This window comes from Roseomonas sp. KE0001 (assembly GCF_016107285.1).
GTDB lineage: Bacteria > Pseudomonadota > Alphaproteobacteria > Acetobacterales > Acetobacteraceae > Pseudoroseomonas.
On record NZ_RCVQ01000007.1, the window covers coordinates 161,419 to 176,610 of the forward strand.

9 protein-coding genes are annotated in these 15,192 nt (G+C 72.6%); 7 read left to right on the forward strand and 2 right to left on the reverse strand.

What is annotated here, in order from left to right; translation table 11 throughout:
* Window position 1: 1 nt before the first annotated feature.
* Genes glgX through treY form a run of 4 tightly spaced genes read left to right on the forward strand, consistent with a single transcriptional unit; the run spans window position 2 to window position 8,578 of the window.
* Window positions 2-2,119: a glycogen debranching protein GlgX gene (glgX, locus tag D9598_RS15165; RefSeq protein WP_198367378.1), complete on the forward strand. Its 2,118-nt coding sequence runs from the start codon at window positions 2-4 to the stop codon at window positions 2,117-2,119.
* Entirely contained in the window at window positions 2,116-3,888 is a 1,773-nt protein-coding gene (treZ, locus tag D9598_RS15170) for a malto-oligosyltrehalose trehalohydrolase (RefSeq protein ID WP_198367379.1), read from the forward strand. Before glgX ends, treZ begins: the two co-directional genes overlap by 4 nt.
* The gene (gene malQ / locus D9598_RS15175) at window positions 3,885-5,945 is read left to right on the forward strand and encodes a 4-alpha-glucanotransferase (protein ID WP_370592046.1); all 2,061 of its coding nucleotides are present in this window, start codon (window positions 3,885-3,887) and stop codon (window positions 5,943-5,945) included. Before treZ ends, malQ begins: the two co-directional genes overlap by 4 nt.
* Entirely contained in the window at window positions 5,942-8,578 is a 2,637-nt protein-coding gene (gene treY, locus D9598_RS15180; RefSeq protein ID WP_370592047.1) for a malto-oligosyltrehalose synthase, read from the forward strand. The genes malQ and treY overlap by 4 nt, the downstream gene beginning before the upstream one ends.
* Before the next feature lie 13 nt (window positions 8,579-8,591).
* On the opposite strand, the gene D9598_RS15185 is transcribed toward treY, so the two are convergent.
* The gene (locus D9598_RS15185; RefSeq protein WP_232477270.1) at window positions 8,592-9,560 is read right to left on the reverse strand and encodes a Gfo/Idh/MocA family protein; all 969 of its coding nucleotides are present in this window, start codon (window positions 9,558-9,560) and stop codon (window positions 8,592-8,594) included.
* Between the two features lie 238 nt (window positions 9,561-9,798).
* Here D9598_RS15185 and secD point away from each other — a divergent pair, with 238 nt between their 5' ends.
* The 3 genes from secD (at window position 9,799) to D9598_RS15200 (ending at window position 13,825) form a co-directional block, all read left to right on the forward strand.
* On the forward strand, window positions 9,799-11,385 hold the full coding sequence (gene secD, locus D9598_RS15190; RefSeq protein ID WP_198367381.1) for a protein translocase subunit SecD: 1,587 nt from the start codon (window positions 9,799-9,801) through the stop codon (window positions 11,383-11,385).
* 14 nt (window positions 11,386-11,399) lie between these two features.
* Window positions 11,400-12,371 (forward strand): protein translocase subunit SecF, encoded by a 972-nt coding sequence (secF, locus tag D9598_RS15195; RefSeq protein ID WP_198367382.1) that lies wholly within the window; start codon window positions 11,400-11,402, stop codon window positions 12,369-12,371.
* 275 nt (window positions 12,372-12,646) lie between these two features.
* Window positions 12,647-13,825 (forward strand): EAL domain-containing protein, encoded by a 1,179-nt coding sequence (locus D9598_RS15200; RefSeq protein ID WP_198367383.1) that lies wholly within the window; start codon window positions 12,647-12,649, stop codon window positions 13,823-13,825.
* Window positions 13,826-13,837: 12 nt separating this feature from the next.
* Here the strand turns inward: D9598_RS15200 and D9598_RS15205 are convergent, their stop codons facing one another.
* The gene (locus D9598_RS15205) at window positions 13,838-15,010 is read right to left on the reverse strand and encodes an iron-containing alcohol dehydrogenase (RefSeq protein WP_198367384.1); all 1,173 of its coding nucleotides are present in this window, start codon (window positions 15,008-15,010) and stop codon (window positions 13,838-13,840) included.
* Between the last annotated feature and the right edge of the window lie 182 nt (window positions 15,011-15,192).

The window sequence follows — 15,192 nt, forward strand, 5'->3', positions numbered from 1 at the left end:
ATTGCCCCTGCTGCCGGACTGGTTGCTGCCCGGACGGCCTGATCCGCTGGGCGCGACCTGGGACGGGCTGGGCATCAACTTCGCGGTCTTCTCCGCCCATGCGACGCAGGTCGATCTCTGCGTCTTCGATGCCGCCGGGCGCCGCGAGGTCGCCCGGCTGCCGATGCCCGAATGCACCGACGAGGTGTTCCACGGCTATCTTCCCGAGGCGCGTCCGGGCCTGATCTACGGCTACCGCGCGCATGGCCCCTACCGCCCGCGCGAAGGCCATCGCTTCAACCCGCACAAGCTGCTGCTCGACCCCTACGGTAAGCAGATGGCCGGAACGCTGCGCTGGACCGACGCGCTTTTCGGCCACCGCATCGGCGCCCCGCGCGGCGACCTGAGCTTCGACCGCCGCGATTCCGCCGCCGCCATGCCGAAATCCGTGGTGGTGGACGACACCTTCAACTGGGGCGACGACCGCCCGCCCCAGGTGCCCTGGGACCAGACCGTCATCTACGAGGCGCATCTGCGCGGCCTCACGGTGCAGCGCGACGACCTGCTGCCCCGCGAGCGCGGCACCTTCGCCGCCCTGGCCGATCCGCGCATCATCGAACATCTGCAGCGCCTCGGCATCACCGCCGTCGAGCTGCTGCCGGTGCATGCCTTCCTGCAGGACCGCTTCCTGGTCGAGCGGCAGCTGCGCAACTACTGGGGCTATTCCACCCTCTCCTATTTCACGCCGGAGCCCGCCTATCTCTCGACCGGCGGCCTGGACGAGATCCGCGTCGCCATCCGCCGCCTGCACGCCGCCGGGATCGAGGTGATCCTCGATGTGGTCTACAACCACACCTGCGAGGCCGGCGAAACCGGCCCCACCCTCTCCTGGCGCGGTCTCGACAATGCCAGCTACTACCGCCTGACGCCGGGCGACGAGCGACACCACATCGACGACACCGGCTGCGGCAATACCGTCAACCTCTCGCATCCGCGCGTGCTGCAGATGGTGATGGACAGTCTGCGCTACTGGGCCACCGCCTTCCGGGTGGATGGCTTCCGCTTCGACCTGGCCAGCACGCTGGGGCGCGAGACGGATGGCTTCGATGCCGGCTCCGGCTTCTTCGACGCCATCCGGCAGGACCCGGTGCTGTCGCGCCTGAAGCTGATCGCCGAGCCCTGGGACATCGGGCCGGGCGGCTACCAGCTCGGCCGGAACCCTCCCGGCTTCTCGGAATGGAACGACCGCTTCCGCGACGGGCTGCGCCGCTTCTGGCGTGGCGATTCCGGGCTGCGACCCGAGCTGGCGGCGCGCCTCTCGGGCTCGGGCGAGCTGTTCGACCATCGCCGGCGGCGCCCCTGGGCCTCGGTCAACTTCGTCGCCGCGCATGACGGTTTCACCCTGCAGGATCTGGTCAGCTACACCGAGCGGCGCAACGAGGCGAATGGCGAGGAGAACCGCGACGGGCACGGCGCCAATTTCAGCGCCAACTGGGGCGTCGAGGGCCCGACCCACGATCCCGCCATCCTGGCGGGGCGCGAGCAGGTGAAGCGCGCCATGCTGCTCACCCTCTTCGCCGCGCATGGCACGCCGATGCTGCTCGCTGGCGACGAGTTCGGCCGCAGCCAGCAGGGGAACAACAACGCCTATTGCCAGGACAATCCGGTCTCCTGGCTGGACTGGTCGATGGCCGAGGCGCCGGCGGGCTCGGCCCTGCTCCGCTTCGTCGCCCGTGCCACCGCCCTGCGCCGCCGCCTCGCGACGCTGCGCAGCCCGGTCTTCCTGCACGGGCGCACCGAGCCATGGCCCGGCATCGCCGACACGGCCTGGTTCGACGAGGCGGGCGATCCGCTGATGGAGGAGGACTGGCACGATGCCGAGGCGCGGCTGCTGGCGCTGCGCCGCGCCACTGCCGGCGGCGCGTCGGATCAGGTGGAGGTGACGCTGCTGCTGGTGAACGGCACGGCCGCGGCGCATCGCTTCCGCCTGCCGGAACCCGCCCTGGCCTGGTCCCTCGCTCTCGACAGCGCGCGCCCCGATGACGCGGAACAACCCATCGCCGGATCGGAAGTTACCGTCTCCGGCCGCTCCGTTCAGCTCCTGGTGGCCCTGCTCTCCACGAAGGATCGTCCCGCATGACTCAAGCCCGGCCCCTGGATTTCGCCTTCGGCCCGCTGCCCCGGCCGGATGGCGGCACGCGCTTCCGCCTCTGGGCGCCCGGCCAGCCGGGAGTCACGCTGGAATGCCGCGAGGGCCCCGCCGCCGGGACCCATCCGATGCGGAGCGAGCCTGACGGCTGGTGGAGCGTCACCCTGCCGGCACCCTCCGGCACGCGCTACCGCTTTCACCTGGGTAACGGCCCGACCGTGCCCGACCCCGCCTCGCAGGCGCAGGACGGTGACGTGGATGGCTGGAGCGTCGTGGTCGACCATCACGCCTATCGCTGGCAGAACGATGGCTGGACGACGCATCCCTGGCCGCAGAGCGTCATCTACGAACTGCATGCCGGCGCCATGGGCGGTTTCCGCGGCATCATGGCGGAGCTGCCGCGCCTCGCCGCGCTTGGCGTCAACACCATCGAGCTGATGCCGGTGAACGACTTCGCGGGCGCGCGCAACTGGGGCTATGACGGCGTGCTGCCCTATGCGCCGGACGAGGCCTACGGCACGCCGGACGACCTGAAGGCGCTGGTCGACGCCGCGCATGGCCACGGCCTCGCCGTGATGCTCGACGTGGTCTACAACCACTTCGGCCCCGCCGGGAACTACTGGCACAGCATCGCGCCGGATTTCTTCCGCAAGGACAAGCCGACGCCCTGGGGCGACGCCATCGACTTCCGCGAGGCGCCGGTGCGCGACTTCTTCATCGAGAACGCCATCTTCTGGCTGACGCAGTACCGTTTCGACGGGCTGCGGCTGGATGCCGTCCATGCCATCCCCGACCCGTCCTTCCTGCCGGAGCTGTCGGAGCGCGTCCGCGCCGCCTGCGGCAGCCGCACGGTCTATCTGGTGCTGGAGAACGAGAACAACGATGCGAGCCTGCTCGAGACCAGCTTCGACGCGCAGTGGAACGACGACGCGCATCATTGCCTGCACGTCCTGCTGACCGGCGAGACCGACGCCTATTACGCCGACTACGCCGACCGTCCGGCCGGGAAGCTGCTGCGCGCGCTGACCGAGGGCTTCGTCTATCAGGGCGAGGTCTCGGCCAATCTCGGCCATGCGCGTGGCCAGAAGAGCGGCCATCTGCCGCCCTCGGCCTTCGTCAACGCGCTGCAGAACCATGACCAGGTCGGCAACCGCGCGATGGGCGAGCGGATCTACAGCCTGGCTTCCGGCGAGGCGACGCGCGCCGCCCTGCTCGTCCTGCTCATGTCCCCCGCCGTGCCGATGCTCTTCATGGGCGACGAATACGGCTCCCGCCGGCCCTTCCTCTTCTTCACCGGCTTCCCGGACCCCGATCTGGCCCAGGCGGTGCGCGAGGGGCGGCGCAAGGAATTCGCCAGGTTCGCGGCCTTCACCGATCCGGAGCGGCGCGAGCGCATTCCCGACCCCAACCACCCCGACACCTTCGCCGCCAGCCGCCCGGATGCGGCCGAGGCCGGGCAGCCGGAGCAGGCGGCGATGGCGGCGCATGTGTCGGGCCTGCTGAAGCTGCGCGCCGCGCGCCTGGCGCCGCGGCTCGCCGGGACCACGCTGCTGAATGGCGCCATGCTGGGGGAGACCGGCCTGCGCGTGCAGTGGCGCCTGGGGGATGGCGCCGTGCTGACCCTGGCGGCGCAGCTCGGCCCGCGGGCGGTGGAATGCCCGCCCGGCTCCGGTCCCCTGCTGGCGAGCAGCGGCGATGTGGCGGAGGGGCGCCTCGGCCCCTGGTCCGCCGCCGCGTGGCTCTCGGACCCCGCGCTGTGAGCGAGGCGGAGGCCCTCGGCCGGCTGGCCCGCGCCGTCGGGCTGATGGCCGAGTGGGAGGACGCCAATGGCCGCCCGCAGCGCACGGCGCCGCAGACGCTGCGCCACGTGCTGTCGGCGCTGGGCCATCCCGCCGGCAGCGCGGCGCAGATCCGCGAGAGCCTCGCGGCCTTCCAGGCCGCCCGGCGCGCCAGCCCGCCGCCCCTGATCACGGCCGCCGCCGGCGCGCCGCTGCGGATCCCGCTCAGTCCGGGCCGCTACCTCCTGGCCGCCGCCGACGGCACCCGCGTGGAAGGCGAGGCCGCCCCGGCCCCGCGCGGCGCGATGATGACCGCGCCGAGCCTGCCCGGCTACTACACGCTCGAAGCCGGCGGACGGCAGGTGACGCTCGCCGTGGCGCCGGAACACGGCCACCGCATCACCGATGCCTGTCCCGGTGGCCGTGCCTGGGGGCTGGCGGTGCAGCTCTACGCGCTGAAGCGCGCGGGGGATGGCGGCATCGGCGACTACCGGGCGCTCGCCGCCTTCGCCGCCGGTGCCGCGCGGGAAGGCGCCGATGCCATCGCCATCAGCCCCGTGCACGCGCAGTTCACCGCCGACCCGACGCGCTTCAGCCCCTATGCTCCCTCGAGCCGGCTGCGGCTCGATGTCCGCCATGCCGATGGCGAGGAGTTGCTGGACGACGCGCCCCCCTTCCCGCCCGAGCTGCGGGCGGAATGGGCGCGGCTGGAGGCCCTGCCGCTGATCGACTGGCCCGACGCCGCCCAGGCCCGGCTGGCCCGGCTGCGGCAGTTGCACACCGCCTTCCGCGACACCGCGCCGGCCTCCCTGCGCGCGGAATTCGAGGCCTTCCGCGCCGCGGGCGGGCGCTCGCTCGAGAATCACGCCCGCTTCGAGGCCATCCAGGCGGAGCAGGTCGCCGCCGGCCCGGGCCGCTGGCACTGGCGCGACTGGCCGGCCGGGCTGCAGGACCCGGAGAGCCCGGATGTCGCGGCCTTCGCGGCGGCGCATGCGGAGCAGGTGGAGTATCACGCCTTCCTGCAGTGGCTGGCCGATCGCGGTCTCGCGGCGGCGCAGGCCGCGGCGCGCGCGCATGGCGCCCGCATCGGGCTGATCGCCGATCTCGCCATCGGCGTCGATGGCGGCGGCAGCGATGCCTGGGCGCGGCAGAAGGAGTTCCTCTCCGGCGTCGAGATCGGCGCGCCGCCCGACATCTTCAACACGCGCGGCCAGGGCTGGGGCATCACCACCTATGCCGCCGCCGGCCTGATCGCCAACGGCTTCGCCGCCTTCCGCAAGATGCTGGGCGCCGCCTTCCGCAATGCCGGCGGCGTGCGGCTCGACCATGTGCTCGGCCTGCGCCGGCTCTGGCTGGTGCCCGAGGGCGCCTCCCCGGCCGAGGGCTGCTACCTGCGCTATCCGCTGACCGACATGCTGCGCCTCGTCGCCCTCGAATCCTTTCTGCATGGCGCCGTCGCCATAGGCGAGGATCTCGGCACCGTGCCGGATGGGTTCCGGCCCAGGCTGCAGAAGGCCGGCCTCGCCGGGATGCGCGTCATGTGGTTCGAGCAGACGGGGCCGGCGGAGAATCCCGGCTTCAAGGACCCTGTCCGCTGGACGCGCGAAGCCGTGGCCATGACCTCGACGCACGACCTGCCGACCGTCGCCGGCTGGTGGGAGGGGCGCGACCTGGTCTGGCGGGAGGAGCTGGGCAGCACCATCGACGGCCAGGCCGCCACCCGGGCCGCGGAACGGCCGAAGCTCTGGGCCGCCTTCCGCCAGGCCCATGTCGCGGAAGGCGATGTGCCGGGGCCGGACGAGGCGGCGCGGGTGGCGGATGCCGCCGCCGCCTATATCGGCCGCGCCCGCTGCGACCTCGCCCTGCTGCCGCTCGAGGATGCGCTCGCCGCGGTCGAGCAACCCAACATGCCCGGCACCGTTGATGAGCATCCGAACTGGCGCCGCCGGCTGGACCCGCCGGTCGAGCTCCTGTTCCGGCACCCCGCCTTCGACCATCGCCTGCGCGTCCTGGCGCGCGCCCGGAGAGCCCCCGAGTGAACACCCCCCTGACGCCGCCCGCGACGACCCTTCCGCGCGCCACCTACCGCATCCAGTTCCACGCCGGCTACACACTGGATGACGCGGTCGGCATCGTGCCCTACCTCGCCCGGCTCGGGATCAGCCATCTCTATGCCTCCCCGCTGCTGCCGGCGGCGCCGGGCTCGACCCATGGCTACGACATCACCGCGCACGATGCGATCAATCCCGCGCTGGGCGGCGAGCCGGCGCTGCGGCGGCTGGTCGCCGCGCTGCGGGCTGAGGGGATGGGCCTGCTGCTCGATATCGTGCCCAACCACATGGGGGTGGACGGACCGCACAACCCCTGGTGGCAGGACGTCCTGGCCAAGGGCCGAGACAGCGATTACGCCCGCTTCTTCGACATCGACTGGGACAGCGCCGACCCGTCCCTGCATGGCAAGATGCTGGCCCCCTTCCTGGGCCGCCCCTATGGCGAGGCGCTGGCGGAGGGCGAGCTGAAGCTGGTGGCGGAAGGCCCGACCGGCGTTTCGGTCGCCCATTTCGACAACCGCTTCCCGATCGCGCCGCGCGAGGCCAATGCGCTGCTGGACGCCGATGACGGCTTCGCCGACTACGATCCGGCGACGCTGAACGGCGCCGCGCGGCTGCACGCCCTGCTGGAGCGGCAGAATTACCGCCTGGCCTGGTGGCGCACCGCGACGGACGAGATCAACTGGCGCCGCTTCTTCGACGTCACCGGCCTCGCCGGGCTGCGCGCCGAGGATCCGGAGGTCTTCGACGCGACGCACGAGCTGCTCCTGCGCCTCTATGCCGAGGGGCTGATCGACGGCGTGCGGATCGACCATGTCGACGGCCTCGCGGATCCGCGCGGCTATTGCCGCAAGCTGCGCCGCCGCATGATGGCCGCCGGCGCGCGTCGCCCGGCGGAGGCGCCCCAGGGCCCGCCCTACATCCTGGTCGAGAAGATCCTGGCCCCGGGCGAGCCGCTGGTCGCCGAATGGCGCACCGACGGCACCACGGGCTACGACTTCATGGACCAGGTCGGTGCCGTGCTGCACAACCCGGCGGGCGAGGCGCCGCTCTCCGCCCTCTGGCGCGAGACCTCGGGCCGCGATGCCGACTTCCCCGCCGAGGAGCTGGCCGCGCGCAAGCAGATCCTGCGCGACAACCTCGCCGCCGAGCTCGATGGCTGCGCCCGCGCCCTGCACCACCTGGCGCGCGGCCACATCCGCTCGCGCGATTTCTCCTTCAACGCCATCCGTCGCGTCCTGGCCGAGATGCTGCTGCATTTCCCGGTCTACCGCATCTACACCCGCGCCGGACGGCCGAGCACGGAGGATGCGCGGGTGTTGCAGCAGGTGGCCGAGGCGGCCCGCGCCCGCCTGCATCCGACCGATCACGTCGTGCTGACGCATCTTCTCTTCTGGCTGGCCGAGGAGAAGATCCGCACCCGCCCGCCCGGCGAGGCCCGCCAGGACCTGCTGCGCGCCCGCGCCCGCTTCCAGCAGCTCTCCTCCCCTACCGCGGCCAAGTCGGTGGAGGACACGGCCTTCTACCGCTACGGGCGGCTGCTCTCCCGCAACGAGGTCGGCTCGCATCCTGACCAGTTCTCGCTGCCGCCCGAGGCCTTCCACCGCGCCTGCACGGCGCGCGGCGCGGCGCATCCGGTCGCCATGCTGGCCACGGCCACGCATGACCACAAGCGGGGCGAGGATCTGCGGATGCGCCTCGCCGCCCTGTCCGACATCCCGGACGACTGGGCGGCCATGCTGCGCGGCGCGCTGTCCCAGGCGGGCGACCTGGTGCGGGACCTGCCCGCCGGCCCCGCGCCGGAGCCGGGCGACGCGGTGATGATCCTGCAGATGCTGCTGGCCTCCTGGCCGCTCGGCCTCGAGGTGCAGGACCGGGCCGGCGTCGGCGCCTGGCAGGAGCGGCTCGCCGGCTGGCTGCGCAAGGCGCTGCGCGAGGCCAAGCGGCGCTCCGGCTGGGCCATGCCGGACGAGGCGTATGAGGCGGCGGCGGAGGGCTGGATGCGCGGCGTGGTCGATCCCGCCACGCATCCCGACCTGGCCGCCGGCCTTCAGGACTTCGCCGCCCGGCTCGCCGCCGCCGGGGCGGTGCGGAGCCTGAGCCAGACCATCCTGCGCTACACCGTGCCCGGCGTGCCCGATCTCTACCAGGGCACGGAGTTCTGGGACGAATCCCTGGTCGATCCCGACAACCGGCGCCCAGTGGACTACGCGCTCCGCCGCGCGGCGCTGGAGAGCGGGGAGAGCCCCGCGGCGCTGCTCCCGGCCTGGCGTTCGGGCGCGGTGAAGCAGGCGGTCATCCACCGCCTGCTGCGCGCCCGCTGCGAGGTCCCCGTGCTTTTCGCCGAGGGGCGCTACGAGCCCCTGGCGGCCGAGGGGCCTGGGGCGGAGGGGCTGCTCGCCTTCTGCCGCCGCCAGGGCGGGGCGGCGCTGCTGGTCGTGGTGCCCTTGCGCGGCGCCGGGCTGGAGGAGACCGCGGACCGGCCGGGCGTGGGCATCCCCCTCCCGGAGGATCTGGCGGGACGGCGCTGGCGGTGCCTGCTGAGTGACGCCGAGATCGCGTCCGCCGCGCGCCTCGATCTGGCTGGCGGCCCGCTCCACCGGGTGCTGCTCGCGCAGTAAGGCCCCTCTCCGCTCAGATCCCGGCCGCGCGCAGGGCGCTGGCCACCGCGGCCTCGACCCGGAGGGCGGCGTCCAGCGCCGCCCGCCCGGCCCGGCCGTCCACCACCACCGGCGCCTCGCCCCGGCAGGCGGCCAGGAAGGCGGCCTGCTCCGCCTCCAGGTTGTCGTGTTCCTGCCAGGACAGGGTCTCGATGCCGTGGCCGGGGATCTGCTCCAGCGCGGCGCCCCGCCCGCGGCGCACCAGCTTCAGCTCCCGCGCCAGGAAATCCAGGCTGGCATAGCCCTCGGTGCCGAAGACGCGCAGGCGACGCTCCATCCTGAGGCTGGCGCGGCTCGCGGTCACGGTCGCCTGGGCGCCGTTGGCGAAGCGGAGCCGGGCATTGGCGATGTCGATACGGTCCGAGACGACCTTCGCGCCCACCGCCTCCACCCCCACCAGTTCGGCGCCGGCCAGGGCGATGACCAGGTCGAGATCGTGGATCATCAGGTCGAGGATGACGGTGATGTCGAGGCTGCGCGGGCGGAAGGGGGCGATGCGCACCGCCTCCATGTAGAGCGGCCGCCCGACCCCGGCGCTGCCCTGCAGGGTTGCCATGCCGGCGCCGAAGCGCTCCACATGCCCGACCTGCAGCACCCGGCCCGCCGCCGCCGCCTGCGCCACCAGCGCGTCGGCCTGCTCCAGCGTGGCGGCGATCGGCTTCTCGACGAAGACATGACAGCCCGCCGCGAGCGCGGCCGTGGCAAGCTCGTGGTGGAAGGCGGTGGGGGCGGCGATAATCACCGCATCGGCCGCGGCCAGGAGCGCCGCCGGCGCCAGGACGGGGCATCCGGCCTCGGCGGCGACCTGTGCCGCCCGCTCGGGGCTGGCATCGACCAGGCCCAGGAAGGCGACCCTCCCGCCGGATGCGGCCTTGGCCGCCTTCAGCGCGTGGAAGCGCCCGAAATGCCCCGCCCCCAGAATGCCCAGCTTCAGCATGCCCATGGCCTTTCCCGCCAACCCGGATCCATCGGACGCGATGTACAGACTCCGCCCCGCCTTGCCAAAAGCGGGTGCGCGAGCGTGGCGGAACGCAACACGGGTTGCGCGCGCGGCGCGGGCGCATCATTTTCCGCCGCTCCGGCGGGCCCGCCCCGCCGGAGCCTGAGAGACCGCGCTTGTCAGAGACGTCATTCGCCCCCGGCCGGCTGCCGCCGCGGGCACGAGGGGGGCCCGCTCGGCCATGCTGTATTTCGCACGGTGGAAGGTCGCCACCATTCTGGGCGTCATCCTCCTGGGCGTGCTGCTGACGCTGCCCAATCTCGTCCCCCGCTCCGCCATCCCCTCCTGGCTGCCGGCGCGGCAGATCTCCCTCGGGCTCGACCTGCGCGGCGGATCCTACCTGCTGCTGGAGGTGGATCTGAGGGCGGTGGTGCGGGAGCGGCTGGAGAGCCTGGCCGACGGCGCCCGCACCCGGCTGCGCGCCGCCAATATCGGCTATCTGAACCTGCAGGCCGATCCGGCCAATGAGCGCCTCTCGCTCCGCCTGCGCGATCCGGCGCAGATCCCGGCGGCGCTCGCGGCGCTGCGCGAACTGGCCACCCCCGTCCCGGTGGGCGGCGGCGCCACCGCGCCCGATGTGACGCTGACCTCCGCCGCCGACGGCACCATCACCGCGACGCTGAGCGACGCCGCGCTGCAGTCCCGCGCCAGCGGCGCCGTCGAGCAGTCGATCGAGATCGTCCGCCGCCGCGTGGACGAGACCGGCGTGGCCGAGGCGCTGATCGCCCGCCAGGGGGCGAGCCGCATCCTGGTGCAGCTGCCCGGCGTCGAGGATCCGAACCGGATCAAGGAGCTGCTCGGCCGCACCGCGCGCATGACCTTCCGGCTGGTGGATGCGGGCGCCAATCCGCAGGCCGCCGTGCCGCCCCCTGGCGTCGAGTTCCTGGAGATGGAGCAGGGCGGCGGGCGCATCGCCGTGCGGCGGCGCATCGAGGTGGACGGCGCCAACCTGACCGACGCCCGCGCCGGGCAGAATTCGCAGACCGGCGAATGGGTGGTGAATTTCAGCTTCGATTCGATCGGCACGCGGCGCTTCGCCGAGATCACCCGGCAGAATGTCGGCCAGCCCTTCGCCATCGTGCTGGACAACAAGGTGATCACCGCGCCGCGCATCAACGAGCCGATCACCGGCGGGCGCGGCCAGATCAGCGGCAGCTTCACCGCCGCCACCGCCAACGACCTCGCCGTGCTGCTGCGCGCCGGCGCCCTGCCCGCGCCGCTGACGGTGGTGGAGGAGCGCACGGTCGGGCCGGAGCTGGGCGCGGACGCCATCCGCGCCGGGCTGATCAGCCTCGGCGTCGGCGCGGTCTTCGTCATCGGCTACATGGGGCTGGCCTACGGGCTGTTCGGCTGGTTCGCCAATCTGGCGCTGGTGGTGAACATCCTGCTGCTGATGGCCGCCCTGTCCCTGCTGGGCGCCACGCTGACCCTGCCGGGCATCGCCGGCATCGTGCTGACCCTCGGCACGGCGGTGGACGCGAACATCCTGATCAACGAGCGCATCCGCGAGGAGGTGCGCGCCGGCCGGACGCCGATCAACGCGCTGGAGGCGGGCTTCACCAAGGCCTCCGGCACCATCCTGGACAGCAACCTGACCAATCTGATCGCCATGGCCTGCCTCTACGTGCTGGGTTCCGGCCCGGTGCGGGGCTTCGCCGTGACCGTCGCGATCGGCACCATCGCCTCGATGTGGTCGGCCACCGTGCTGGTGCGGCTGATGGTCGCCGCCTGGTACCGCTCGCGCCGCCCCAAGGCCCTGCCGGTCTGAGGAAGACACACCGCATGTTCCTCTCCCGCCCCCTGTTCCGCATCGTCCCGGACGACACCGCCATCCCCTTCATGCGCGGCCGCGTGATCGGGATCATCTTCTCCGCCGTGATCTCCGTCCTCTCGCTCGTCCTGGCCTTCTACCCCGGGCTGGAGAAGGGCATCGACTTCCGCGGCGGCGTCATCATGGAGATCCGAACCCAGGGCCCGGCCGATCTCGCCACCCTCCGCACCACCATGAGCGGGCTCAACCTCGGCGATGTCGGCCTGCAGCAGTTCGGTGACGACAGCACGGTGCTGCTGCGCCTGCCGGTGCAGGGTGACGAGGGCGCCACCCAGGGCGCGGTGAACGGTGTGCGCGGCGCGCTGGAGCAGGTGGCGCCGGGCGCGCGCATCCTGCGCACCGAGGCGGTCGGCAACAGGGTCAGCGCCGAGCTGTTCCAGAACAGCCTAATCGCGCTCGGCATCTCGATGCTGGCGATGATGGCCTATATCTGGTTCCGCTTCGAATGGCAGTTCGCCGTCGGCGCCATCGCGACGCTGATCCTGGAGACCACCAAGGTCGTCGGCTTCCTGGCGGTCACGCGGATCGAGTTCAGCCTGACCACGGTGGCCTCGGTGCTGACCATCATCGGCTTCTCGATCAACGACAAGGTCGTGGTCTACGACCGGATGCGCGAGAATCTCCGCAAGTACAAGACCATGCCGCTGCGGCAGCTGATCGACAAGTCGATCAACGAGACGCTGAACCGCACCATCGGCACCTCGATGACGCTGCTGCTCTCGGCGCTGCCGCTGGCGCTGTTCGGGGGCGACGCCCTGGCGGGCTTCGCCTGGACCATGGTCTTCGGCATCGTCGCCTCCACCACCTCCTCGATCTTCATCGCGGCGCCGATCCTGCTCTTCCTGGGCGAGAACCGGTTGCGGCGGGGGACCGAGGCCCCGGCCACCCAGGCCCGCGCCCCGCAACACAGCCCGGGGCGCTGATACCAGGGTCAGGGCCCGGCGGCGGCCTGCCGCGGGTCCGACTCCGGCGGCCGGCATTCCGGCCAGAAATGGAACCAACCCTCGCACGCCGCAGTTGAGCAGTGGGGCCCTACCCCTTAGGGCTTAGGCAGTCCATGCCGGGTCGTGCCACTCTACCGCTCAATTCGGCCAAAATTTAATCAAAAATATGAGACAATCCTTTGAGTTTGGACAAAAGTAACCATAGATCACCGAGACCGGCACATCGCTTCTGACGGCTGCCGGGAGGAGCGTTTATGGCGATCAGGTTACAGCCCACGACCGGAGACGGCATACCGACGCTGCTCGTCCTGGCGCGGGACCTCCGCCTGATCGAACTGGCGCACACCGTCGCCGAGGATCTGCGCACGCGGCCCCCGGTGGTGGTTCCGGATGGCCATGAGGCCCTGGCGCGCCTCTTCGGCGTCTCGACGCCGCCCCGGCACATGATCTGCGAGGCCGCCGCCGCCGGCGAGCACCTGCCCACCCTGCTCGCCGCCGCCGCCGATCCGTTCTCCCCCACGGGCATCGTCCTGATCCAGGAGGAGGGAAGCCCCACCCCGCCGGCCGGCGTGGCCGTGGCCGCGCCCCGCCCGCATGTCGTCGCCCAGGCCCTGCGCCGCCTCGCGGCCGAGAAGCTGCAGGTGCCGACGGACGACCCGCGCGAGCTGGAGCGGGGTCTGGAGCGCGGCGAGATCACGGTGCGGTATCAGCCGGTCTTCCGCATCGCCGACCAGCGCCCGGTCCTGCTGGAAGGCTTGGCCCGCTGGCAGCGGCGGGACGACACGCCGCTCAGCCCCGATGCCTTCGTGCCCCTGGCCGAGCGCAGCGGCCAGACCCGCGCCCTCTCCCTGGCCGTGGCCCGGGCGGCCTTCAACGAGCTGGCCCCGGCGCCGATGCGGATCGGCGCCGCGCTGAGCCTGAACCTGCCGCTCGATGTGCTGCTGCAGCGCGACGTGCTGGGGGCCCTGCGGCGCCTGCAGCAGACCAGCGGCTTCCCGCCCTCGGCCCTGGTGCTGGAGCTGACCGAGACCACGCCGGTGCGCGACCGCTCGGCGCTGCGGCAGGCGCTGCTGCGACTGCAGGCCGCCGGCCACCCGGTGCTGATCGACGACATGGGCCTGGAGGAGGACCGCGCCCAGCTGATCGAGCTGCCCTTCGCCGGCATCAAGCTGGACCGCCATCTGGTCGGCGCCATGCCCGGCAGCCGGCGCGCCCGCGCCGAGGTCGAGCGCCTCATCACCCTGGCCCACAACCGCCACATGACCGTCACCGCCGAGGGGGTCTCGGACAGCCGGTTGTGGCGCGCCGTGGCGCGGGCGGGGGCGGACAATGCCCAGGGCTATGCCATCGGCCGCCCGCTGCCCGCCCAGGTTCTGCCGGCCTGGGTGGCGGCGCGGCGCGCCGGCGCCCGGCTGGCCCGCCGCCCCGCCTGAGGCGCCGCCGCCTCAGCCCGGCCCGAAGGCCTCCCGATAGAGGGCGATGATCTCCGGCGCCGTCGGCACGCGCGGGTTGTTGGCCGGGCTGCCGGAGGCCAGGGCCTGCTCCGCCATGACCGGCAGCGCCGCCTCCCAGGCCTCGGGCGCGATGCCGAACTGGCGCGGGCTCGGCACGCCCAGCTCCTGGTTGAGCGCCCGCAACTCCCGCAGCAGGGCCTGGGCGGCGGCCGCGTCCGGCGTGCCCGCCTCGGCCAGCCCCATGATCCGTGCCGCCTCGGCATAACGGGACAGCCCCGCCTGCAATCCAAAGGCGGTGACCGCCGGCAGCAGCATGGCGTTGGACAGGCCGTGCGGCACGTGGAAATGGGCGCCGACCGGCCGGCTCATCCCATGCACCAGCGCCACCGAGCTGTTGGAGAAGGCCAGCCCCGCCAGCGTGGCCCCCTCCATCATCCCGGCCCGTGCCGCCGGGTTCTGCGGATCGGCATAGGCCACGCGCAGGTGCCGGGCGATCAGCTTCATCGCCGCCGCGGCATAGAGATCGGCCAGCGGATTGGCGCGGTGCGAGACATAGGCCTCCAGCGCATGGGTCAGGCTGTCGATCCCGGTATCGGCGGTGATGCGCGGCGGCACGCTGAAGGTCAGCTCGTAATCCACCAGCGCCGCGAGCGGCAGCGCGCCCAGTCCGGCGATCAGCATCTTCTCGTCCCGCGCAGTGTCGGTGATGACGGTGAAGCGCGTCGCCTCGCTGCCGGTGCCGGCGGTGGTGGGCACGCAGAGCACCGGCAGGGCGGCGCGATCGGCGGCGGCCGGCACCTTGAAGGCGCGGATATGCTGGCCGGGCTGCGCCGCCGCCAGGATGGCCATGGCCTTGGCCGTGTCCATCGGGCTGCCGCCGCCGAAGCCGATCAGGCAGTCGAAATGCCCCTGGCGCAGCGCCGCGACTCCCGCTTCCACCACCGTGTCGGTCGGGTCGGCCACGGTGTCGGAAAAGACCTTGGCGGCGATGCCCGCCGCCGCCAGCGGCGCCAGCACCCGGTCGATCATGCCGGAGGAGACGATCCACGGATCGGTGACGACCAGCGGATGCGACAGGCCGAACTCGCGCAGCAGCTGCGGCAGTTGCGTCAGCGCGCCGCCGCCGATGAGCAGCTTGCGCGGAGCCACCAGGGACAGGGACATGATTTCCTCCTCTGAGCCGCGGCGGGCCGGTGGCCTCGCCGTCCTGGGCTGAAACGGGGGCCGAAGCGGGGCCGGTGCCGCGTGGCGCCAGGATGACGGCTGGTCGCGGGCGCGGCAACGCCCCCCCCTTTCGCGCACGCCCCTTGGCGCGTCCCCTTGGCGCGTCCCTCTGGCGCGTCCCT